We start from the raw sequence: 21824 nt of genomic DNA, 5'->3' as shown, positions 1-21824 counted from the left end.
CACAAGATGAAACATAAAATAGTAATAGCAGGAATGTTTGTTGCAAGTCTTTTTTGTTCTTGCTCAGATGACTACTTAGATGCTCCGGCACAATCAACATTAGACGAATCAGTTATTTTTTCAAGTCCTGATTTAGCTGCGGGAGCAGTAGACGGAATTAAAATTCCGTTTGCAGAAACTAACTCTTACAGAGGTCGTTTTCTTCCTTTTTATGGATTAAACACAGATGTAGAATGGTATAATTCTTCGCAGACCGTAAGTGATGCTTCAGATTTATGCACCTATGATGCAAAGTCAAATAACTCACAAATGAACACAACCAACAATGCCTGGGCGATGATGTATTCAGGAATTGAACGTGCCAATCTTTGTGTTAGCGGTTTACGTACTTATGGAAACCCAACCCCGGGATCTGACTTAGGATATTTATTAGGTGAAGCCTTAACTTTAAGAGCTATTTATTATGCTGATTTAATAAAAGCCTGGGGAGATGTTCCGTATCGATTTGAACCACTAACAAATGAAACACTTTACATAGGAAAAACAAGCCGTGACGAAATTTACAAACAACTGCTTAAAGATTTAGGTGAAGCTGCGACATTAGTACCGTGGCCGGGTGAAACTACCGCAACAAGCAGTGTCGAAAGAATCAATAAAGCTTTCGTAAAAGGTTTCCGCGCGCGTTTAGCAATGGCTGCGAGCGGTTATCAGCAATATCCTGACGGAGTAAGAAGAAGTACAGATCCGCAGCTTTCTGTTGCCAATATGTACGCATTGGCATTAGCAGAATCCCGTTCGGTAATTGAAAGCGGATCTGCACATTTAGAATCTTCTTTTGAAACATTCTGGAGAAAATACAATCAGGAATATTTAGTTGCAGGCGGAGAATCATTGTGGGAACTTCCATTTTCAGAAGGAAGAGGACGTATGCTGTTTACATTTGCAGTACGCCATACTACAGATGATCAATTTCATGCAAACGGACCAAACCGCGGGGGAACTGCAGGGCCGCTTCCTTTCGTTTTTTACGACTACGATCAGGCAGATACACGTAGAGATGTAACCTGCGTTCCGTACAAATATGGAACAGCGGTAAACAATATTGCAAAACAAGAATTAGGAGCTTTAAACACATGGTATTTTGGAAAATACCGTTACGAATGGATGACCCGCAGAGTTACTTCAACAAACGATGATGGTGTAAACAAAATTTATATGCGTTATGCAGAAGTTCTTTTAATCGCAGCAGAAGCAGCTAACGAATTAGAAGGCCCAAGTGCCGCAGCACCTTATTTAAAAGAAATCCGCAGGAGAGCATTTCCGGCCGCAGCTCAGCCAGTAAAAGTAGATGCTTATGTAAGTGCCTTAACAAGTAAAGATGCCATGTTTAAAGCATTGGTAGAAGAAAATAAATTTGAGTTTACAGGAGAAATGGAGCGTAAACAAGCCCTAATTCGCTGGAACCTTCTTAAAACAAAACTAGACGAAGCCAAAGTCAAAATGACAAACTTATCGCAGCGTTTGGGCGAATATGCTACAGTGCCAACAACCTTATATTATAAATTTAAAGCTGATAATGTGAGCTTGGATATTTACGGATTAAACCGTGGAGAAACGGTTAATCCGGGAGCTGCTTATACTTCTTTTGAATGGACATGGACAGGCGCTGCCACCGATGCAAAAATCAATAGTTTGTATAAAGCAGGCGTGAATCCTGATAACAGACAATTCTGGCCAATCTGGCAAGTGTTTATTGACGGAAGTAACGGTAAATTAACTAATGATTAGGGTTATTAATCTCATACAATTATTTATTAATTATAAGGCATCATGTTTATGAAAACAAAATATATAATAAAAGGATTAATAGCTTCAATCGTATTGACAGCTGTTATTTCGGGCTGTGAAAATTATAACGAAGAAGTTATAGACAGCATAAATACAAGCAGGGAATTTTCTCCAATTGGTTTAACAGCAAAAGTCAGAAACCAGACTACAGTTGAGTTAAACTGGACTGTAAAACAAGAGGAAATTCCAGATCATTATGTAGTAGAATTTAGTGCAGATGATCCGGACTTTAAAACGATTTTTAAAACCATTAACGTTACAACCGAGCAATTGCCAATTCAGGTTGCATTAGAGGGTGAAACCGTTTATTCAATTAGAGTAAAAGCAGTTGGTTCAACAGGATTAGAAGACTCAAAATGGTCTGTGGTAACAGCAACTACGCTTTCAGAACAAATTTTCTTTCCGGTTCAGGATGCTGATATCGATGCTAAATTTGTTACTTTGAGATGGACACCAAATAGTAACGTTACACAAATTTCTGTTGCTCCGGGCAATATCATTCATACGATAACGCCTGCAGAAAAAACGGCAGGAGCTGCAATCGTAAACGGACTAACTGGTGAAACAGCTTATACAGCAACATTATTAAACGGAACGAAAACAAGAGGAACTGCCACTTTTACAACCGGAATCGATATTACAAATGGAATTGTAGTGAATCCGGGAGATGATTTAGCAGCAAGTATTGCAGCCGCACCTGCTGGTTCAAGATTATTATTAATGCCGGGAACTTTTAGTACAACTGGAGAAATAATCTTAAATAAATCACTTATTATAAGAGGATTTAAAACAGGTGATAAACCAAAACTGAATGTCAAGTTTACAGTCAATCCGGGAGTTACAAATCTTTCTTTAGTAGATTTAGATTTGAATGGAACAAGGTTAAACAATGCAGCTGTAATAGCAATCAGCGGAGCTGCATCAACTTATGGAGATATTTTAATCAGTAAAAGTAATGTTCATGATTATACTCGTGCTTTAATTTCTGCTAACGTAACAAATGCAAAAGTGACATCATTTACAGTTGATAACAGTATTGTTAAAAATGTAAATACAAATATTGGTGCTGATTTTATCGATTTCAGAAATACCTACATTGCAAGCATAGTGCTTAAAAACAGTACATTCGACAGTTGCTCTGCATCTCGTGATTTTATTAGAGCAGATGCGGCAGCCAATTTATCCGGAACAGGTTTAGTAACTAATAGTTTGATTGATAAATGTACCTTGTATAATGTATCAAATTTAGCAGCTCCAAAAAGAATTTTATACGTTAGATTCTTAGATAATGCTTCAACAGTAAAAAATACTTTGATAGCAGGAACAAGCGCTATTTATACTAATCAGGCCAATACTGAGCAGCCAGTATTTAGTAAAACCTATTATTACAATGCTCCAGGTTTTATGGATGCAACGATTCCTTTAAATAAAATCGATGCCTCAGGAACTACTGTAGACCCACAGTTTGTAAATGCAGCAAGTGGGGACTTTACAATAAAAAATCAAACCCTGATCGACAATCAAATTGGAGATCCACGCTGGTTGGATTAATAATTCATTTTTTTTCTTTTTTTCATTGGTTTAAAAGGGATGCAAAACAGCATCCCTTTTTTTATAAAATAAATCTATTTAGATTCGTTCAAACCTGTGAAAATCCGCGTGCCAATTACACACAAATGTAGACTGAAAACTGCGACTGAAAACTTATTCAATGAACATGATTTTATTCTAATTCGATACAATCAAAAATGCCATTGTTTTGAATTAAATTAGGAATATCAAGTTCGCTGTCGATTCTTAAAATATTATCGCAGTCCTCAAGATCAAAATTCCATAACGTATTTGGCAGTAATTCCTGAAGCAGGGCAGAAGCCGACTCAAACTTGGATCGATTGTCAACAGAAGTTTTAAAAACATAAATCATAATATGCATTTTTTTGAGATGCAAATTTCAGAAAAATGTATTGTTATTTATTAGGATGCAATAATCAATAATTAGGATTTATCAATCATTTTTCGATATTGAATAGGACTAATTCCTTCATTTTTTTTGAAAAACCGACTAAAGTACGATTGGTCTTCAAGTCCCACTTGTATTGCGATTTCACTTACAGAAAGCGTAGTTTGAAACAACAGGTATTTAGCTTCAAGCAATATGGTCTCGTCAATCCATTTTGCTGTCGATTTTCCGGTAACCGTTCGAACAGATTTATTCAAATGGTTTGGCGTGACATTTAGGAGCGAAGCATAATAATGAACAAAATGATTGGTTTTAATATGCTCGTGAATCAGTTCTTTGAACTTATTTGTAATAATCTCTGCGGCCGAAATACTTTTAGTACTCTTAACCAAATTTTTATTCATTTCATAAAACAAAGCAATCAAATAGGATTGCACAATATTCAAATTCGCACTCTCCGTTTCTGAATATTCTTTTTGCAACCGATTCAAAATAGCGGTAATATCAGGAACATCTTTGCTGGCAAAAGCAACTTTTGGATTACCCGAAATTTTCATGAAATCAAATTCATTCAGCATTTCACGGCTGCCGTATTTTCCAATTAAAATATCTGGATGAAACTGGCAGATAAAGCCTTTGTGTATACTGTTCACATTGTCAAGAGAGAAAATTTGACCAGCTGGAACCATAATCATTTCGTTATCGGTAGTAATGTATTCCTGATAACCCAATTTCATAACATGCTGACCAGAGGTAATAAAAATTAAAGTATGACAAGAATGTTTAGAAGGCGGCACCGGATATTGCATCTGCATGATTTCCTCAATCTCTAAACAGAAAAAATGATCAGAATTTGATTTGAAAAGCAAATGAATAGGATTGTCCTCTCCCAGAAACTTCTCCCGAAATTTTGAAGGATTATACGTTTTTATTTTTTCGGTTGTTTTGGCGCTCATACTTAATAATACAATCTAAAATCAAGTAATTTGCAAAGCGCATAATGTTTTTGGTACAAATCTTCTACCACTTCCGTAAGGTCATCGTTTTCCTGATACAAACTAAAAAATGCTTTATCAATCGTACTGCAGCTGGCAATTTTATTATAAGTAGATCCGTAACCCGAAATGGCACGCGCGCCGGTAATGTCCAAAAAATATTGCGCTTCTTCGTCGTTGAGGTCCAGTCTTTTTTTATTGGCAAAATGAATAATCTTTCCTTTCATTTTTCCCTCAAAAAGTTCGGCTATTTCTTCAAGGCTGTAATAATAATCATGGAGGCAGATGTTGTTTTCCTGTCCCGGCATTACAAGATAAATGATTTCATAATCCTTAAAATTATGATCGTCATAAAGCAGCGTATTCAAACTTTCTTCTAAACCTTCAATCGTATCGCAGGCTTTATAAATACTTGCAATTCCCTGGTCAATAGCAATTTCTTCGAGATTTTTAACCACATCAGTAGTCGTAACGGTATCTACGTCCTGTACGCCTTCAAGGCAGAAAATAAATTTTTCATTATCCATACAAATGTCTTTTCGGTTCTAAGGAAAACTGCTTTTGACAAATATATTTTTTTATATGGAAAAACCGCTATTTGATTGGGATTTTAACGTGTTTTTTAGAATTAGAAGAAATACATTAAATAGAAAAAGTTTTTAAACGTATTTTTGCGGACAGAAAATCCAAATTAAAAATGATACAAATTAATCAAAACCAATCTTTTTCCATTGATGATATATTATTCTCTTTTGCCCTTGAATCTGAAGCGGCAGAAGTTTTTAAGAACTATAATACATTGATTACTGGGATTGGGAAAGTTAATGCAGCGTATGAATTGTCTAAAGCAATTCAGAATAAAAAACCTGCATTAATAGTTAATTTAGGATCTGCGGGAAGCAGCTTTTTTCAAAAAGGAGACGTTATCTGCTGTACTAAATTTGTACAAAGAGACATGGATGTTCAGGGATTAGGTTATGCACAATATGAAACGCCATTATCCGGACTGCCTCCAGTTCTAGAATATGGTTTGAAAATGGATAACCTGAAAGAAGGTATTTGCGGAACAGGCGATAATTTTGAAATGGGACATTGTTCTGATGCCTACAATGTTGTAGACATGGAAAGCTATGCTTTAGCCATGATTGCGATGAAAGAGCATATTCCGTTTTTATGTCTCAAATATATTTCTGATGGTGCCGATGATAATGCTGCCGAAGACTGGTTTGTTCAGGTGCATAAAGCGGCTGTGGCCTATGGTAAGATTTTGGGATTGAATAATGAAGAGGTTTTAGTGTAGTTTTGAATTAAAGGTTATTAGTCTTTTTAAAATGAAAAGTTGTTGATTGTTTAATCTATACAAATATCTTTCGTTCTAATAAAAACTGCTTTTGACAAATGTTTTTTATATGGAAAAACTGTTATATGATTGAGGTTTTAAATATTGATTTTAATAGTGTTCATTTTCTTCTTCATCCTCCTCGTCATTATTTGTTTGAAATAGATTAAACAAATCTTCAAAATCATCTGGGAAAGTGCTTGTTGAAGTTGATGGCTGAGGTATATTAAAGTTTTTTTTGACTTGAATGTCTTCTTTGTAAAAACTGATGTTCAGATCTTTTAAAATTTTAAAAAAATGATGATCTTTGATATTATCAGAACTAAATGTTAACCAATTTTTTAACTCACATTCATAATTTATCATCCAAAATTTATTGTATAAATTTTCTGTTTTAATTTTAGAATTTAATATGCTAAAATTAAACTTTCTTTTATTTATCGAATTTTTATGAAGAATATCTAAACCAATTAATATTGATATTTGGTCTTCCGAATCAAATATTGATTGTAACAAATCTTTTCCACATTCAATATCAAATGTTTTATAAAACCATAAACCCCAGGCAACTTCGAAAGAATGATTTAACAACAAATGTTCTTTTATTAATTTATCAAGGAGGCTTTTAATTTTTTTTAGTTCATCACGACCTAGGTAAATTTGGTAATTGAAAATAATTTTAAATATTTGATCAATATTACTTGTGTCTAGATATAATGTTTTTAATAGAAGTGAGACAAAGATATTTATATGTTCTTTTTTAATTTGAACCTTTCCATATTCAAACCGAGTTAGTGAATATGATATAATCCAAGCAGAATTGCTTTTGTTTTGTTCGACAAGTTTAAGGATTAATGAAAAATAATATTCTAGTTCTTGAATATCTTGTATAATGCTATTTTTAAATTGATAATTATGGATTTCAATGTTCCATAAATCAGACTGAAAGTATGGTAATTGTTTTATTTGGACTTTATTTTCATTCATTTCCAATTTGTATTCATAAAAAACTTTTTGTACTTTTTTTAGGATTGTTTCACCATCTCCAATAGAGTTTATATAAAAATAGTAATCATCATAGTATCGAATACACTCGTAATCTATATCTTTTAAAATGTTACTTATTTCATGATCCAATCTAGAGGCTAGCATTTCTGATAATATAAATGATGAGTCAGGTCCTATTGGTAGTCCTACACTTTGTTTATCATTGCAATTTCTGACTAAGGTATCTATTGTGTCACCTATTTGATACTTTTGAGCTTCTAAATCAGTGGTCAAGAGATTTGTAAAAATATTTGGTTCTTCAGTTTTAAGTTTAAAATATGTTTTTGAATTTTCTTTAGATAGTAAACTCCAAGGTATTGAATGTGTATAAACAGTTGGATAAAAATTAGTTATATCTATTTTTAATTGAACTTTGTAGTTGTATGAAATTTCGGTTAATTTGTTTTTGAATTTACTCCATGATTTGCTTTTTGTTCTGACTGATCTTTTTAGGTCTTTTTCACTGTAAAGTTTACTTTCTGAAAAATTGCTAAGAGAATATATTTTATTAATTGAAGTCCAATTTTTAATAATTTCTTTACACAAAAACATATAAGCTTGAGGATGCGGAATTTCAATTTTTCTTCTTGAATATTGGCCTTTAGCAATATTAAATTCTATTAATTTTGAAATACTAAATTTAGATAAAATTGGCTTGTATCTCGATTTAGCTTGTCTAGTGCTTGTTTCTGTTGGCAGCAGTACTTTTAAATCATTTTCAAACTTGTCCCAACGATTTAATATATATCTAGATTTTTCGCCATATGATTGTGTTGTAAATGGTGGAGGTAATTCTTTAGGAAAATACCCCTTCTCTAAAATTCGACTTAAATTCACTTTAACTATTTTATATATTTCTAATTTTCACTTACTAACATCTTTTATAAGAATATCTCTTCCTACAAAAATCAGTTATTTAAGTAATAAACAATCGAGTATAAATACCTGATTTTAACATAAAACAAATAAAAAAGATCAAATGGTACAAGAAACAATGATAGAGAAATTGAATTATGGATGGAGTAGAAAAAACAACCACTAAGCCGCTTTCTGTACGCATACCTTTTGCTCTAAAAGCTTAATCTGATCTTCTGAACAAAGAATTTGTTCCCTAAGATCATTTCTATAGACTTCTATCAAATAATGAAATGTCATTTCTTTCATTGCAGATTTTTTGATAAGTCCTTTTTTAAAATCAATTTTTCGTTCTAATACAATAGCCCTGTAAGATCTCCCGCTTAAAGTTGTGTAGGATACATCTTGTCCTTTTTCAAAATTCATTGCTTTAGCTTTTTTTATTTCTTAAATTTTATTCGCTAATACAGTAGTCTCTATTTTATCAAAAAAAGAGTTGAAAAATAATTTTAAAGGGGGCTAAAAAAACTTTCTAAACTGTTAGCGCAATGTATAAATATTCAAAAATTTTGAACCACGTATTTATACCTGTTTTTAAACTTTAACTATTTTATCCTGAGTAAGATAATTATTAAGAAAAGCTTTGTTATTGTTGGTTTTAGCTTCAATTTTTGATACAATTTAGAACACTAATTTTCAACCCTTCTCCATACCAAATCCCTAATTTTGAATTGATAAAATTTTATTCCAAAAACAAATAAAAAAAGTCAAAATGGTACACGAAAGAGTGATGGAGAAATTGGCAATTTTAGCCGATGCAGCAAAATACGATGTTTCGTGTTCGTCCAGCGGCAGTAAACGAGAAAATAAAGGCAAAGGACTTGGTGATGCATTGGGAAAGGGAATTTGCCATGCGTATACCGAAGACGGGCGCTGTGTTTCGCTGCTTAAAATTTTACTGACTAATCATTGTATCTTCGATTGTGCGTATTGTGTGAGCAGAAAAAGCAATGATGTAAAACGCGCCGCTTTCACCGTTCAGGAAGTGGTGGATTTGACCATTGGTTTTTATAGAAGGAATTATATCGAAGGTTTATTTTTGAGTTCGGGTATTTTTGATAATCCCGATTATACGATGGAACGTTTGGTGAGAATCGTAAAGAAACTTCGATTAGAAGAAAACTTTAATGGATATATTCATTTAAAAGCGATTCCGGGTGCGAGCGACGAATTACTAAAAGAGGCAGGACTTTATGCTGATCGTTTAAGCGTAAATGTAGAAATGCCAACAGAACAAAGTCTTAAATTACTAGCCCCAGATAAAAATCATATCGATGTGATCAAGCCAATGGAATATCTGAAAAATGAAATTGTTGGTCATAAAGAAGAAAAAAAGCTAAACTACAAAGCACCGCTTTTTGCTCCGGCGGGTCAAAGTACGCAAATGGTTATTGGCGCAACCAGAGAAAATGACATGGAAATTCTAGGAATGGCTAATTATTTCTACGAACAGATGAACATGAAACGCGTTTATTATTCGGGATATGTGCCCATAAGTTATGATAATAGGCTTCCGGCAATTGGAACACCAGTTCCTATGATTCGGGAAAACCGTTTGTATCAGGCCGATTGGTTAATTCGCTTTTACGGATTTAATGTAAATGAAATTGTAGGTTTCGATCAGCCAAATCTGGATTTGGATATTGATCCGAAACTCGGCTGGGCTTTGCGAAACTTAAACCAATTTCCGGTTGATATCAATACTGCCGATTTAGAATTAATTCTTCGAATTCCCGGAATCGGAGTTAGAAGTGCTTATAAGATTGTCGCCGCCAGAAAATTTAAAAGACTGCAGCCCGAAGATTTACAGAAATTAGGAATCGCCTACAGCAGGTCAAAATATTTTTTGGCTTTTGCTTCGCCTTTTCAATTGCAGCGGGATATGACTTCCATCCAAATAAAAGATCATATTTTGAATACACAAAAAAGCAAATACAAAAATGACTTTTCGAATCAGCTTTCTTTATTTTAAACCCAATGACACAAATAATTTACGATAGTACTTTTGAAGGCTGGCTTTCGGCTGTATTTGAAATCTACGAGCTTAAACTCGAAGATGTTGTTTTTGCTAAAAGTGAAGTTTCAAATGCTTTACTTTTTTCGGATAAACATTTTGTGTCAACAGATTTAGTAAAAGCAAAACGGGTTTTAAATGGATTGAAACAAAAGCTATCAAAGGAAGGTTTTGCGAATATTTACAGAGCATTTTTATCTGAAATTGATAAAATTGACGAAACCTTATTTCAATACGTAAAATATATTTTTTCGAGTTCCATAAATGTGGAAGGTGATTTATCTAATTCACCAGTTTTGGAAGTTAGAAAAGCCGCTCATTTAACCGGAAGAGAAAGCCACCGAATGGAAGCTTTTGTAAGGTTTAAATTGACCAAAGACAATTTGTATTACGCAATCGTAGAACCCGACTGCGATGTTTTGCCTTTAATAGAACGTCATTTTAAAAACCGTTATGCCGATCAGCGTTGGTTAATTTATGATGCCAAACGCAAATACGGCATTTATTATGATCTCGAAAATACAACATCGGTACAATTAGAGTTTAATGCTGATTCCAATTCCTCTAAATTTTTAGCCGAAATATGTGATGACGACGAAGAGTTTTTTCAGAATCTCTGGCGCCGTTATTTCAGCAGCGTCAATATCGAATCGAGAAAAAATACCAAACTGCATTTACAGCACATGCCGAAACGTTATTGGAAGAATTTGACAGAGAAAATCCCGAATTTAAAAAGATAATAATTTGGGAGAATTTAATCTTCTGAAGGTAAAACTATTTTACAATCCATAAACGAGATTTCCGGATTCCATTGAATCGTCCAGTCGCACATTTGTTTTAAAACCGGAAGAAAAGATTTCCCTTTTTCGGTTAAGGAATATTCTACTCTTGGCGGAACTTCTCCAAATTTCTGTCTCAAAATAAAACCATCCTCTTCAAGTTCACGAAGCTGATCAGTTAATACTTTTCTCGAAACACCTTCCATAAAGAAAAGTAGTTTTCCAAAACGTACGCTTTTATTAGCCAGTAAATACAGGATAAGCGGCTTCCATTTAGTGCCAATTATATTAATTGTGTGAAGCATTGAACAAGAATCTTTATTCTCAAGTAGTTTCCGTGCCATAAGTTACTTTTTAGTTACCGCAATTTTTCTTAAATCAAACTGCATTAGTTGCAAATATAAACTATTGATAGTTTATTTGTAGAACTATTGGAAACAAAAGTAGTTAAGAAGTAATAACAAGCCATTTTTCTGCAGAAAAAACGACTGAAAAACATGTAAAATTATGAAGACAAATAAAGAAGAAATGGTGAAAGGATTAACAACATCCGAAATAGAATCAATTAAAACCTTTTATGCAATTTGGGGAACAAAACAACCTGAATTATTAGATGAAATCTGTACGGCGGACTGGAAAGATATGCCGCTTTTACCCAATCAGGCAGCAGGTCCAAAAGGTTTACAAGATATTATTAAAGGTTTTACAACTGATTTTCCCGATATCGAAATCAATATTTTAGAAATCTTCGGAACGCATGAACGTGCAGCGGTAAGAGCTGAAATTGTATTTACGCACAATAAAGAATTGATTGGCATACCGGCAACGGACAAAAAAGTGTCGGTCGCGATACATGAATTTCATTATTTAAAAGATGGAAAAATAACACATACCTGGCATTTAGAAGACTGGTTTGGTTTACTAATGCAAAGCGGCGGATTTAAACCCAATAATTAATTTAAGATAAAAACGAAATGAACAAATTATATAAAACAGCTGTAATAACAGGAATTAGCAGCGGAATAGGTTTAGCCTTGACAAAAAAATTATTAAACGAAAATTATAATGTAATAGGAACAACAAGATCTGGAAAGTTAGATGATTTTTCGCATTCTAATTTGCAAGTAATTTCATTAGAAGCTACCAATCAGGAAAGCAGAAATAATGCGATTAATGAAATTTTAGCGATTACAACAGATATTGATTTACTGGTAAACAATGCCGGAATTGCTCCCGATGCTTTTTCAAATCAACCCGATTTTGATTCCTTTACCGAAACCATTGATACAAATGTGACGAGTGTAATTTTCTTTACAGAATCATTATTAAAAAATATTAAAACGGGCGGAAAGATTGCTTTTATTTCAAGCAGTATGGGATTATTAAAAAATGCAGCTCCAAATGGAACAGCTTACAGAATATCAAAAAATGCGATCAATATGTATGCAGCAATGCTGGCAACAAGAGTAATTGATAAAGAAATTATTGTAACACCAATTCATCCGGGCTGGGTTCAAACTAAATTAGGCGGAAACCAAGCGCCATTTACGACAGAAGATTCTGCAGACGGAATTTATAATGCCATTCTTTTAAACACAGCATCAGGTAAATTTTGGGATATTACCATTCCTGGTTTAGATTAATTATTCTGAATTTTAAACTATAAAACCCTTAAACAAATCAATGTTTAAGGGTTTTGTTTTTTCTAGGTTAGGACTTTACAATAATTGTGATTTCTTCTCTTTTTTTCTGTCTATAAGCGAAGGCTGTTCAAAATAAGAAGTAAGTTCTAAGGAATAAATGACGCTGGTAATTTTCCATTTGCCGTCTCTTTTTATTAACGTTAAATATTTACCGCCAAAATTGGTCATTTTATTATCCGCCCAAAAACTATAATCCATTGTTACGGCGGCGACAGTTCCATCTTCAATAATATGAATGTTGTCAAACTTATCTTCAGTAGATTTGTGGCGGAATAAACTTCTAATAAAGCCTTTATAAGTCCCGGAAAAATAATTCGATCGGGCTTTTTCTTTTCCGTTTGTTTCTATTTCTTTATTTTGCGATTTATCCATAAGCGCAGCGCACCAAGTAACAGTTCCGTCATTAAATAAATCGTAAAATGCAATCGAATCTCTTTTAATCACACTTTCGCTGTACTTTTCTATAATGACATTTATTTCTTTTTTGTTATCTGTTTTTTGCTGTGCGTTTGTATTTTGGATGAAAATCAAACAACCAAAAATCAATGGTTTTATATATTTCATTTCTCTAATTTTATACGATTATGAATCAGTTTGTATTCAATAGTTAATCCTTCATAACCGTACGCATCAGCTTTCATTTCTTCAATTGCAGTATAACTTACCGGATGGATTCCGCCTAATCGAAGTGCCAATGCTTCGTGAACAGCATCGATATAATTGGCTTTATCGTTTTTTAGATTGGTAGAATCAGAAATTTTAATTGTAAGATGAAAACTTTTTGTTTGTAAATCTTCCAGCGATTCAGAATTAATAAACCAAAAATTCTCTGGGACAAATGATACCGTTACAACCGTAACTTCGGGTTTTTTATTCAGCACCTTTTTGGTAAGATTGCTGATAATTACCGCTAATTCTTTTGCTAAAGCAGCGTCTTCTTCGCCGCTGAATTTTAAATTTATAATAGGCATACTTCAAATATTTAAAAATTAATGAAGTACAAAGCTCATTATAACAACAGACTTATTTATTGATGTATGTTAAGAGTTTTATTCGGCTTAAAGATTCCGGTTTAATTCCTAAATACGAGGCAATATGATATTGAGGCACTTTCTGCTCAATTTCAGGATAAAGCTTTCTGATCATTTCTAATCTTTCGGCAGCAGAATTTTTTAGGAAAGAAGTTTCTCTTTTACATTTTCTGATGAAATAATTATCAGAAATATATTTGGCAAGTTTTAAATAATTAGTGTCTTTTTCGATTAACGAATGAAACTGCTTGTGCGTGATGTAATACAACTCAACATCGGTTAAAGCTTCTATATTACAGTTCGTTGGCATTTGCGTTAAAAAACTGGTGTAAGCACTTGCAAAACTATTTTCGAGATAAAAATCATTATTAAATTCTCCGTCATTATTTTGCACATACGATCTCAAGGTTCCCGAAATTACGATAGTAATAAAATCGCAAACAGAACCTTCCTGAATTAAATGTTCTTTTTTCTTCAGTGTTTTAAGATGCAATTCTTTTAAGAATTCTTCAAAATGATTGGAACTTAATCCTAAGGTTTCGGTAAAAATAGCGCGTAGTGATTCCATTACTAATTGATGTACAATAATCTAGGTAAAGATAATGTAATCTCACTTTAGTACTGATTGAATAAAAGATAAATTTTCTACTTACTCTTCTTCAAAGCATCCAATAATTCCACCAGATCAACAACACCATAAGTAGACGAATAATCAGAAACCGCATAAGGTAATATCAAACTGTTATTGTGAATAATTGCCCCGCAGGAATACACCACATTTGGAACATAACCTTCACGCTCGTCTTCAAGTGGAGAAAGCAACGGTTCGCTAAGTCTTCCAATTTCTTTTGACGGATCATCAAGATCAAATAACGATGCGCCAATGCAGTAACGACGCATTGTACCAACACCGTGTGTGATGACAAGCCAGCCTTCCTCGGTCCAAAGCGGAGAACCGCAATTTCCTATTTGGGTAAGTTCCCAAGTGTAACGCGGCTGCTGTAATAAAACAGGATTGTTCCATTGCGTTGCGCGGTTTGAATACATAATGTAATTGTTTACACCGTCGATTCGGGCAAGCATGGCATATTTTCCTTTTATTTTTCTTGGAAACAAAGCAAGGTTTTTATTTTGGGCGCCTTCTCCGTGTAAAGGCATTACTCTAAAAGAATAAAAATCTTCTGTAGAAATTAGTTTTGGTAAAATAGCATGACCGTTATAGGCGGTGTAAGTTGCCATTACGCGAACAGAATCATCGTCATCGGTAAAACGAACAAAACGTGCATCTTCAATTCCGCGGCTTTCAGAATCGGATATAGGGAAAATAACACGTTCCGTAATATCAGAATCATGTTTGAATTGCAAATCGTAAAACGAATTGGCCAGCCAAAGAATTTCTTCAAGAGCAACTCTTCTTTCCTGACGAATCAACGGATCACCCAATGCTGTGGTTAATAAACTTTTAAGAACAGCAAACTCAAATTCATCCGGTAAACCCTGCATAATTTGATCGATGTATTTGTCCTGCGTATGCATTTCGATCAGCTTGGTCAAAAATCGCTCTTTATTGAATAAAGTTTTATGTTCAATTTCGGCCTTATCAATATGATGACCAATTTTCATGATCTGTAAATTGTTGTCTCTGTCCAGGATTCCTCTTCTAAAAACAATAGATGAAATATGCCCTTCACCCGTGGCACGAAAAGAAATAATAACACGTTTTTCGCCAACTTCGAGACCCGACTGATCAAAATCTTCTACAATTGAGGGATTAAAAATAGCAGCAGATTCAATCGCATATTCCATAGTGCAATAAGAACCAATAAGCATTTTTCGATTCAAAGACATCGCTTCATAATCGACTTGCATGGATTCGATAATAGGTCTTATTTTTTCGCAGTGTCTAAAAAATATAGCCGAAATATTGCGATGGCGTCTGGCAAATTCACGAAGAGTCTGCTCTAAAGTTTCCAACACTTGTTTTTCATCCAATGTCATAATCCGAAGCACCATTTGCTGGGTTCGCTCATAACCATTCATAAAATATCGGGCAACAACTCTTCTGGAATCTGGGGTGAATTTTATACTTTTTCGGACTACTGATACTCGCATAGTTTTTGGTTTTTTAGCACAATGAGTAATTGTGTTTTCTAATGTTAGAATGATTACTTCGTGTATAATTTGTTTTGAAAAATTTTAGAAATAAACCTCATAAATAAGGGGGTATTAGTTCTAATTCTATAACAAGTTAATGATTTTGGTCACTAAAAAAAACTTTTTTATGAACTATTTGGCTGTATTTCCTTCTCTGTTTATTTTAAAAGGAAGTCAAGGATCAAAGTTTAAACTGCTGCAGGTTCTCTGTATTGTTCAATAAAAGCATTTAGGGCTTTAGAATGGAGCTCTTCATTTCGATAAATTAATAAAGTTGTCATTGTATTTAACTCCTTGCTTATCGGAAAAGTTTTTATATTCCTGCCGCTGTAATAGGTGTTAATTACTTCTTCCGGAAGAATGCTGATTCCTAAACCTGCTTCAACAAAATTGATAATTCCTTCAATAGAATTAAGTACGGTGCTTTTATACCGTGTGATTCCTTTTGAGCTTAACCATGTTTCTAGTCGGGATCTAAAAACACAGCCTTTTTCAAAAACTACAATTTTTAAAGGATCTTCATTAAGAATATCTTCTAATTTATTTGTTCCGGGTGGAGAAAGTATAAGAAGCTTTTCGTTGCGCACAACTACTTGTTCCAGTTCTGGAATGTTTATTGGCGCTATAACAAATGCGGCATCGAGTTTATAATTTAATACATCATGAACTAGTGTCGATAATGCTGCCGAATGAAACTCGAGTTCAACAGCCGGATAACTTTCGCTAAAACTATTAATTATATCAGGTGCTTTCAATGCCATTGTAGTTTCAATGCAACCAATGCGTACCGTTCCTCCAATTTGATCTGAGTTCTGAATATCATTTTTTGCATCATTCAGCAAATTGCCTATTTTCTTCGCATATTTTAATAATGTTTCGCCGGCTTCCGTAAGTACAACCTTTCGGGAAACTCTTTTGAAAAGTTCAGTTTCAAATTCTTCTTCCAGACTTTTTATTCGTGCCGTAACATTTGATTGTACGGTAAAAGTAGCTTCTGCAGCTTTTGTAAAGCTTCCGAGTGTGGCAGCGGCTTCAAATATTTTGAGATCATTACTATTCATAGTATCATTATTAGTGATTAATATGATCATAACATATCATATTTAGATATCAAAAATACAAAGTAAATTTGTATCAAACAATTGAAAATATGAAAAACACAATTAAATCTGCAGCGCTAATATTAACCTTAACAGCGCTATACGGAATAGATGCAAATGCACAAGAAAAATCTTCTGCAGCAAAAAGTAATACTGAAATTGAGGCAACACATTATAATACCACAAAGGTAGACGGCCTGAATATTTTTTATCGTGAAGCGGGTCCAAAAGATGCACCAGTTGTATTATTGCTTCATGGATATCCAACTTCATCACATATGTACCGAAACCTGATTCCTATTTTGAGTAAAAAATACCGTGTGATTGCTCCGGATTTACCTGGATTTGGTTATTCAGATGCGCCAGATCATACACAATTTGATTATACTTTTGATAATTTGGCAAAAACTATGCAGGGCTTTATTGATCAGCTTGGTTTAAAACGTTTTGCGATTTATGTATTTGATTACGGAGCGCCAACGGGTTTCAGGCTGGCTTTGGCTAATCCGGAAAAAATTACAGGGATTATATCCCAAAACGGAAATGCTTATGAAGAAGGTTTAAGCAGCGAATGGAATCCTATTCAAAAATATTGGAAAGAGCCGACACAAGCCAATCGTGACGCACTTAATATTTTTGTTTCTAAAGAAGTTACCCAGTTTCAATACTTTCACGGAGTAGCTGATAAAAGCCTGATTGCTCCGGAAACTTATACGCTGGATCAGCACTTTTTAGACCGTCCGGGAAATATTGAAATTCAGCTTGATCTTGTAAAAGATTACAGAACTAACGTAGCACTTTACCCAAAATTTCAGGAATATTTTAGAACTAAAAAACCAATGATACTGGCTGTTTGGGGAGATAAAGATCCTTACTTTTTACCTGCCGGAGCAAAAGCATATAAAAAGGACAGCCCAAATGCTGAGGTAAAATTTTATGATACCGGACATTTTGCGCTTGAAACACATGTAAACGAAATAGGAAATGATATTTTAAAATTTCTTGCTAAACTTCCTAAATAAGGCTAAATAACTTTTCAGTCTTAATAAAAAAACAGCCTCTAATTGGGCTGTTTTTTTATTATATAAATCTTAAAGATATCGCAGTTTTTCTTCTTCAATATCCAGATAATGCATTTGTCTGCGAATAATGGATTCGTCTAAAGTCTGATCTTCTTTATTTCTGTTGATGAGCCATTGTCTCTGCTGATTTAATAAATCGAGATAAATATGTTTAAGATCCTGACTTATCGATTCATCATCAATTCCTTTAATATGCTGTTCCCATTTTTGAATAAGATGCTGCAATGAAGTGTTATTTTCTACCTGACCTTCATAATTTGTCTTTAAATAATGTAAAGCAAATTCAGCTAATTCTTGTCGTATTTGATGATAAGCTTCTTCACGAGGTACATCGTAGATATTAGGCAGTTTAATTTTTCGAATAAAATAAGGAAGCGTTAATCCCTGAATTAATAAAGTCAAAAGAATCACAATAAAAGTGATAAACAAGATGAGATTACGCTGCGGAAATCCGTTGCCATTATTTAAATAAACGGGAATAGATAATGCTGCGGCTAATGATACAACGCCGCGCATTCCTGTCCAGCCCAGAATAAAAGGCGTTTTGTAACCGGGATGTCTTCTGTCGGCAACGGTAATAAAATTTCGGGCAATTAAGGTGACAATTACCGCACCGTAAGATGATATCATTCGGCTTACAATCAAAACAAGCGTAATTAATACGCCATATACAATTGCCGTTAAAAGGCTTACGCCTTCAAGTCCTTTTGTAATTTGGGGTAAATCTAACCCAATCAGCATAAAGACCAATCCGTTTAAAATAAAACATAAACTTTCCCAAACATTTACGCCTTGTATCCGCGATCTGCTGCTCAAAAAACGATGTCGGTTATTAGACAAAAGCAATCCGCAGCTCACAACGGCCAATACTCCTGAACTATGTACTTCTTCGGCAGCGAGATAAATAATATAAGGTGTTAATAATGACAGGACAATATCAGCATTAGCGTCTGTTGGTAAATATTTATGCGCTTTCATAAAAAGCCAGCCAATTAATAAACCAATGGCAACACCGCCAAAAATCATCCAGCTAAAACTTATTGCTGCTTTATAAAATATAAACTGCTCTGTTGCTACGGCAATCATAGCAAATCTGAAAATAATAAGGGAAGAAGCGTCATTCAATAAACTTTCGCCTTCTAATATGGACGACATGGTTTTGGGTACTTTAACAAATTTTAAAATCGCTCCGGCACTTACGGCATCCGGCGGCGAAACAATTCCCCCCAAAACAAAACCTAATGCCAATGAAAATCCGGGAATAATATAATTCGCCACTAATGCGACTGAAAGTGCGGAGATAAAAACGACAATAAAAGCAAAACTTGTAATGATGCGTCGCCAGCGCCATAACTCTTTCCATGAAATTGTCCACGCTGCTTCATATAATAAAGGCGGAAGGAAAATAAAAAAGATAAGTTCCGGCTCAATGTTTATAGTGGGAATGCCCGGAATAAAACTGATCACCAATCCTGCCAATACTAAAAGTACAGGATAAGCTACTTTTATTTTATTGCCCAGCATAATGAGCAATAAAATGATAATTAAAAGACCGAGGTAAAATGGAAAGTCGTCCAGCATTCGTTTAGTTTAGGTTTCTATATTCAATTGGTGTGTAACCGGTATTCTTTTTAAACATTCGATTAAAATGCTGCGGATATTTAAACCCTAATTCTGAGGCAATCTGACTAACTGATTTTTCTGCATCAAAAATTCGTTCTTTGGCCAGATTTATCAACTTAAGATGAATGTGTTCTTGCGCTGATTTTCCTGTTTCTTTTTTCATTAAATCTCCAAAATAATTAGGAGAAAGATGTAAATGATCTGCAAAATAGCCAACAGAAGGCAAACCGGAATCTTGTGCCATTTCTGATTGAAAATAATCGTTTAACAAATTTTCAAACTTTGATAAAATATCAGAATTGATGTTTTCACGTGTAATAAATTGTCTGTCATAAAAACGCACGCAATGATTTAAAAGCAAATCAATCGTATTACTTATAATATTTTTACTGTGTTTATCAATAGACTGGCTTAATTCATAGTCTAATTTACTGAATAAATCTTTTATGATCTGCTGTTCTTTTAAAGATAAATGAAGCGCTTCGTGCGAATCATAAGAAAAAAACGAATATTGATTTATATTTTTAGCCAGTGCAGTTCCTTTTATCAAATCAGGATGAAAAAGTAGTGTTAAGCCTGTCGATTTATAATTGTCTGTATTATTGACTTCGAGTACTTGTCCGGGTGCTACAAAAACCATTGTACCATCATCGTAGTCGTAATTATTACGTCCGTATTTTAATTCGCCGCAATGACCGGCTTTTAAAAATACAGCATAAAAACCAAAATGAAGGCGCGTATTGTTAGGTAATGCGTTACTATTAGAATTATCAAAAACACTGATTAAAGGATGCTGCGTTTCAACACCTTTTAACTGATTATACTGTGAAACTTGTTCTAGTTTTAATTGGTCCATGATCTATTTAAAAAAAATATCTACACAAATATACTATTCAGATTCTTAATAACTTAGCATGATTATTCAAATCAGTAAAAATGGTAATAATAGCAGTAATCTGTATTATATACGACTGGTTTTATTGAAGGAAATTTGTACTGTTAAAAATAACAATAAACTTTTATATAAATAAAATTATGGAAAAGAGAATATTAGGAACACAAGGATTAGAGGTTTCTGCATTAGGATTGGGTTGTATGGGATTAAGTTTTGCTTATGGTACAGCGTTAGATAAAGAACAAGGAATAAAATTAATTAGAGAAGCATACGAACAGGGAATTACTTTTTTTGATACTGCCGAAGCTTACGGTATTGCCAATGAAGAATTAGTAGGAGAGGCCCTGGCCCCGTTTCGAAAAGATGTTGTTATTGCAACTAAATTTGGTTTTAAAGGCGGACAGGCCTTTAACGGACAAGACAGCCGACCAGAAAATATCAGGGCTGTTGCAGAAGAATCTTTAAGACGTTTAAAAACGGATGTTATTGATTTGTTTTACCAGCATAGAGTAGATCAAAATGTGCCAATTGAAGATGTTGCCGGAACGGTTAAAGATTTGATTCAGGAAGGAAAAGTAAAATACTTTGGAATGTCTGAAGCGGGTGCAGCATCGATTAGAAAAGCACATGCGGTTCAGCCGGTATCAGCTTTACAAAGTGAATATTCTATTTGGTGGAGAGAACCGGAGTTAGAAGTTTTACCGGTATTAGAAGAATTAGGAATTGGTTTTGTTCCGTTTAGCCCGTTGGGAAGAGGATTTTTAACTGGAGCAATAACTGAAAGTACTAGTTTTGAAGCTACAGATTTTAGAAATAATTTACCTCGTTTTAGTGAAGAAAACAGAAAAGCCAATCAAAAATTAGTTGATTTATTGTCTGCAATTGCTTCTCAAAAACAAGCAACTCCTGCACAAATTGCATTAGGCTGGCTTTTGGCTCAAAAACCGTGGATTGCTCCAATTCCGGGAACAACAAAATCACACCGATTGACAGAAAACATTGGCGGCGCTTCCATTCATTTATTTGCAGAAGATGTGAAAAAAATTGACGATGCTTTTGCTCAAACTACAATTCAGGGAGATCGTTATCCTGCTCAGTTGCAGCAAACAGTAGGGAAATAATCTTTTAAAAAAGGGGCTGTTTCAACTTTTGAGACAGCTCCTTTTATTTTATATATTTCTTGTTCCGTAGGAACATTTCATAGGTAGAAGATTATGTTGTTATCATGGTTTACGTTCTGTAGAAACGTTTGAATTAGCATCATTTTTTAATAATCTAACATAAAAAGAGGCTGTCTCAACTTTTGAGACAGCCTCTTTTTATGTTACATGTTTATTTG

22 protein-coding genes are annotated in these 21824 nt (G+C 33.9%); 9 read left to right on the top strand and 13 right to left on the bottom strand.

What is annotated here, in order from left to right; translation table 11 throughout:
• Nucleotides 1-6: 6 nt before the first annotated feature.
• Nucleotides 7-1788 (top strand): RagB/SusD family nutrient uptake outer membrane protein, encoded by a 1782-nt coding sequence (locus NLJ00_RS01185; RefSeq protein ID WP_256635991.1) that lies wholly within the window; start codon nt 7-9, stop codon nt 1786-1788.
• Between the two features lie 48 nt (nt 1789-1836).
• Nucleotides 1837-3399, top strand: coding sequence for a DUF5123 domain-containing protein (locus tag NLJ00_RS01180; RefSeq protein ID WP_256635990.1), 1563 nt, complete (start codon nt 1837-1839; stop codon nt 3397-3399).
• Between the two features lie 172 nt (nt 3400-3571).
• On the opposite strand, the gene NLJ00_RS01175 is transcribed toward NLJ00_RS01180, so the two are convergent.
• From NLJ00_RS01175 to NLJ00_RS01165, 3 genes are all read right to left on the bottom strand, one after another.
• Nucleotides 3572-3772, bottom strand: a complete 201-nt coding sequence (locus NLJ00_RS01175; protein ID WP_053472362.1) for a hypothetical protein — start codon at nt 3770-3772, stop codon at nt 3572-3574.
• 71 nt (nt 3773-3843) lie between these two features.
• Nucleotides 3844-4764, bottom strand: coding sequence for an AraC family transcriptional regulator (locus NLJ00_RS01170; RefSeq protein ID WP_256635989.1), 921 nt, complete (start codon nt 4762-4764; stop codon nt 3844-3846).
• Between the two features lie 2 nt (nt 4765-4766).
• Nucleotides 4767-5330 carry a DUF6642 family protein gene (locus tag NLJ00_RS01165; protein ID WP_053472360.1) on the bottom strand — a complete coding sequence of 188 codons (564 nt, stop codon included), beginning with the start codon at nt 5328-5330 and terminating at the stop codon, nt 4767-4769.
• 170 nt (nt 5331-5500) lie between these two features.
• Here NLJ00_RS01165 and NLJ00_RS01160 point away from each other — a divergent pair, with 170 nt between their 5' ends.
• Nucleotides 5501-6103 (top strand): 5'-methylthioadenosine/S-adenosylhomocysteine nucleosidase family protein, encoded by a 603-nt coding sequence (locus NLJ00_RS01160; protein WP_256635988.1) that lies wholly within the window; start codon nt 5501-5503, stop codon nt 6101-6103.
• 150 nt (nt 6104-6253) lie between these two features.
• On the opposite strand, the gene NLJ00_RS01155 is transcribed toward NLJ00_RS01160, so the two are convergent.
• Nucleotides 6254-8026: an RNA-directed DNA polymerase gene (locus NLJ00_RS01155; protein WP_256635987.1), complete on the bottom strand. Its 1773-nt coding sequence runs from the start codon at nt 8024-8026 to the stop codon at nt 6254-6256.
• Nucleotides 8027-8227: 201 nt separating this feature from the next.
• A complete protein-coding gene (locus NLJ00_RS01150; RefSeq protein ID WP_256635986.1) occupies nt 8228-8470 on the bottom strand; it encodes a hypothetical protein in 243 nt (80 codons plus the stop codon).
• Between the two features lie 346 nt (nt 8471-8816).
• Between NLJ00_RS01150 and NLJ00_RS01145 the strand changes: the two genes are divergently transcribed.
• The gene (locus NLJ00_RS01145; RefSeq protein ID WP_256635985.1) at nt 8817-10076 is read left to right on the top strand and encodes a putative DNA modification/repair radical SAM protein; all 1260 of its coding nucleotides are present in this window, start codon (nt 8817-8819) and stop codon (nt 10074-10076) included.
• Nucleotides 10077-10081: 5 nt separating this feature from the next.
• Nucleotides 10082-10858 (top strand): TIGR03915 family putative DNA repair protein, encoded by a 777-nt coding sequence (locus NLJ00_RS01140; protein ID WP_256635984.1) that lies wholly within the window; start codon nt 10082-10084, stop codon nt 10856-10858.
• A 14-nt stretch (nt 10859-10872) separates the two neighbouring features.
• Here the strand turns inward: NLJ00_RS01140 and NLJ00_RS01135 are convergent, their stop codons facing one another.
• The gene (locus NLJ00_RS01135; protein ID WP_256635983.1) at nt 10873-11241 is read right to left on the bottom strand and encodes a winged helix-turn-helix transcriptional regulator; all 369 of its coding nucleotides are present in this window, start codon (nt 11239-11241) and stop codon (nt 10873-10875) included.
• A 163-nt stretch (nt 11242-11404) separates the two neighbouring features.
• Here NLJ00_RS01135 and NLJ00_RS01130 point away from each other — a divergent pair, with 163 nt between their 5' ends.
• Together NLJ00_RS01130 and NLJ00_RS01125 are read left to right on the top strand one after the other, a co-directional pair.
• The gene (locus tag NLJ00_RS01130) at nt 11405-11854 is read left to right on the top strand and encodes an ester cyclase (RefSeq protein WP_256635982.1); all 450 of its coding nucleotides are present in this window, start codon (nt 11405-11407) and stop codon (nt 11852-11854) included.
• Nucleotides 11855-11871: 17 nt separating this feature from the next.
• A complete protein-coding gene (locus tag NLJ00_RS01125) occupies nt 11872-12540 on the top strand; it encodes an SDR family NAD(P)-dependent oxidoreductase (RefSeq protein WP_256635981.1) in 669 nt (222 codons plus the stop codon).
• Nucleotides 12541-12615: 75 nt separating this feature from the next.
• On the opposite strand, the gene NLJ00_RS01120 is transcribed toward NLJ00_RS01125, so the two are convergent.
• From NLJ00_RS01120 to NLJ00_RS01100, 5 genes are all read right to left on the bottom strand, one after another.
• Nucleotides 12616-13164, bottom strand: a complete 549-nt coding sequence (locus NLJ00_RS01120; protein ID WP_256635980.1) for a Cif family virulence factor — start codon at nt 13162-13164, stop codon at nt 12616-12618.
• Nucleotides 13161-13571, bottom strand: a complete 411-nt coding sequence (locus NLJ00_RS01115) for a tautomerase family protein (protein ID WP_256635979.1) — start codon at nt 13569-13571, stop codon at nt 13161-13163. The genes NLJ00_RS01120 and NLJ00_RS01115 overlap by 4 nt, the downstream gene beginning before the upstream one ends.
• Nucleotides 13572-13623: 52 nt before the next feature.
• A complete protein-coding gene (locus NLJ00_RS01110) occupies nt 13624-14199 on the bottom strand; it encodes a Crp/Fnr family transcriptional regulator (protein ID WP_256635978.1) in 576 nt (191 codons plus the stop codon).
• Nucleotides 14200-14276: 77 nt separating this feature from the next.
• Nucleotides 14277-15743, bottom strand: a complete 1467-nt coding sequence (locus tag NLJ00_RS01105) for a glycoside hydrolase family 130 protein (RefSeq protein ID WP_256635977.1) — start codon at nt 15741-15743, stop codon at nt 14277-14279.
• 230 nt (nt 15744-15973) lie between these two features.
• Nucleotides 15974-16876 (bottom strand): LysR family transcriptional regulator, encoded by a 903-nt coding sequence (locus NLJ00_RS01100; protein WP_256635976.1) that lies wholly within the window; start codon nt 16874-16876, stop codon nt 15974-15976.
• Nucleotides 16877-16935: 59 nt separating this feature from the next.
• Here NLJ00_RS01100 and NLJ00_RS01095 point away from each other — a divergent pair, with 59 nt between their 5' ends.
• Complete coding sequence (locus tag NLJ00_RS01095) at nt 16936-17907, top strand: alpha/beta fold hydrolase (RefSeq protein WP_256635975.1); 972 nt, start codon at nt 16936-16938, stop codon at nt 17905-17907.
• Between the two features lie 69 nt (nt 17908-17976).
• Here the strand turns inward: NLJ00_RS01095 and NLJ00_RS01090 are convergent, their stop codons facing one another.
• Both NLJ00_RS01090 and NLJ00_RS01085 read right to left on the bottom strand, forming a co-directional pair.
• On the bottom strand, nt 17977-19548 hold the full coding sequence (locus NLJ00_RS01090; protein WP_256635974.1) for a Na+/H+ antiporter: 1572 nt from the start codon (nt 19546-19548) through the stop codon (nt 17977-17979).
• 4 nt (nt 19549-19552) lie between these two features.
• Nucleotides 19553-20446 (bottom strand): helix-turn-helix domain-containing protein, encoded by an 894-nt coding sequence (locus tag NLJ00_RS01085; protein WP_256635973.1) that lies wholly within the window; start codon nt 20444-20446, stop codon nt 19553-19555.
• Nucleotides 20447-20625: 179 nt separating this feature from the next.
• Here NLJ00_RS01085 and NLJ00_RS01080 point away from each other — a divergent pair, with 179 nt between their 5' ends.
• Complete coding sequence (locus NLJ00_RS01080; protein ID WP_256635972.1) at nt 20626-21606, top strand: aldo/keto reductase; 981 nt, start codon at nt 20626-20628, stop codon at nt 21604-21606.
• Nucleotides 21607-21824 lie beyond the last annotated feature (218 nt).

It is taken from the genome of Flavobacterium panici, assembly GCF_024499525.1.
GTDB lineage: Bacteria > Bacteroidota > Bacteroidia > Flavobacteriales > Flavobacteriaceae > Flavobacterium > Flavobacterium panici.
This window is presented reverse-complemented; position numbering and strand designations above follow the sequence as displayed.

Bases quoted from the DNA above. Each gene is read 5' to 3' on its own strand.
- NLJ00_RS01185 (WP_256635991.1), top strand. From the start codon at position 7: ATGAAACATAAAATAGTAATAGCAGGAATGTTTGTTGCAAGTCTTTTT.
- NLJ00_RS01180 (WP_256635990.1), top strand. From the start codon at position 1,837: ATGAAAACAAAATATATAATAAAAGGATTAATAGCTTCAATCGTATTG.
- NLJ00_RS01175 (WP_053472362.1), bottom strand. From the start codon at position 3,772: ATGATTTATGTTTTTAAAACTTCTGTTGACAATCGATCCAAGTTTGAG.
- NLJ00_RS01170 (WP_256635989.1), bottom strand. From the start codon at position 4,764: ATGAGCGCCAAAACAACCGAAAAAATAAAAACGTATAATCCTTCAAAA.
- NLJ00_RS01165 (WP_053472360.1), bottom strand. From the start codon at position 5,330: ATGGATAATGAAAAATTTATTTTCTGCCTTGAAGGCGTACAGGACGTA.
- NLJ00_RS01160 (WP_256635988.1), top strand. From the start codon at position 5,501: ATGATACAAATTAATCAAAACCAATCTTTTTCCATTGATGATATATTA.
- NLJ00_RS01150 (WP_256635986.1), bottom strand. From the start codon at position 8,470: ATGAATTTTGAAAAAGGACAAGATGTATCCTACACAACTTTAAGCGGG.
- NLJ00_RS01145 (WP_256635985.1), top strand. From the start codon at position 8,817: ATGGTACACGAAAGAGTGATGGAGAAATTGGCAATTTTAGCCGATGCA.
- NLJ00_RS01140 (WP_256635984.1), top strand. From the start codon at position 10,082: ATGACACAAATAATTTACGATAGTACTTTTGAAGGCTGGCTTTCGGCT.
- NLJ00_RS01135 (WP_256635983.1), bottom strand. From the start codon at position 11,241: ATGGCACGGAAACTACTTGAGAATAAAGATTCTTGTTCAATGCTTCAC.
- NLJ00_RS01130 (WP_256635982.1), top strand. From the start codon at position 11,405: ATGAAGACAAATAAAGAAGAAATGGTGAAAGGATTAACAACATCCGAA.
- NLJ00_RS01125 (WP_256635981.1), top strand. From the start codon at position 11,872: ATGAACAAATTATATAAAACAGCTGTAATAACAGGAATTAGCAGCGGA.
- NLJ00_RS01120 (WP_256635980.1), bottom strand. From the start codon at position 13,164: ATGAAATATATAAAACCATTGATTTTTGGTTGTTTGATTTTCATCCAA.
- NLJ00_RS01115 (WP_256635979.1), bottom strand. From the start codon at position 13,571: ATGCCTATTATAAATTTAAAATTCAGCGGCGAAGAAGACGCTGCTTTA.
- NLJ00_RS01110 (WP_256635978.1), bottom strand. From the start codon at position 14,199: ATGGAATCACTACGCGCTATTTTTACCGAAACCTTAGGATTAAGTTCC.
- NLJ00_RS01105 (WP_256635977.1), bottom strand. From the start codon at position 15,743: ATGCGAGTATCAGTAGTCCGAAAAAGTATAAAATTCACCCCAGATTCC.
- NLJ00_RS01100 (WP_256635976.1), bottom strand. From the start codon at position 16,876: ATGATCATATTAATCACTAATAATGATACTATGAATAGTAATGATCTC.
- NLJ00_RS01095 (WP_256635975.1), top strand. From the start codon at position 16,936: ATGAAAAACACAATTAAATCTGCAGCGCTAATATTAACCTTAACAGCG.
- NLJ00_RS01090 (WP_256635974.1), bottom strand. From the start codon at position 19,548: ATGCTGGACGACTTTCCATTTTACCTCGGTCTTTTAATTATCATTTTA.
- NLJ00_RS01085 (WP_256635973.1), bottom strand. From the start codon at position 20,446: ATGGACCAATTAAAACTAGAACAAGTTTCACAGTATAATCAGTTAAAA.
- NLJ00_RS01080 (WP_256635972.1), top strand. From the start codon at position 20,626: ATGGAAAAGAGAATATTAGGAACACAAGGATTAGAGGTTTCTGCATTA.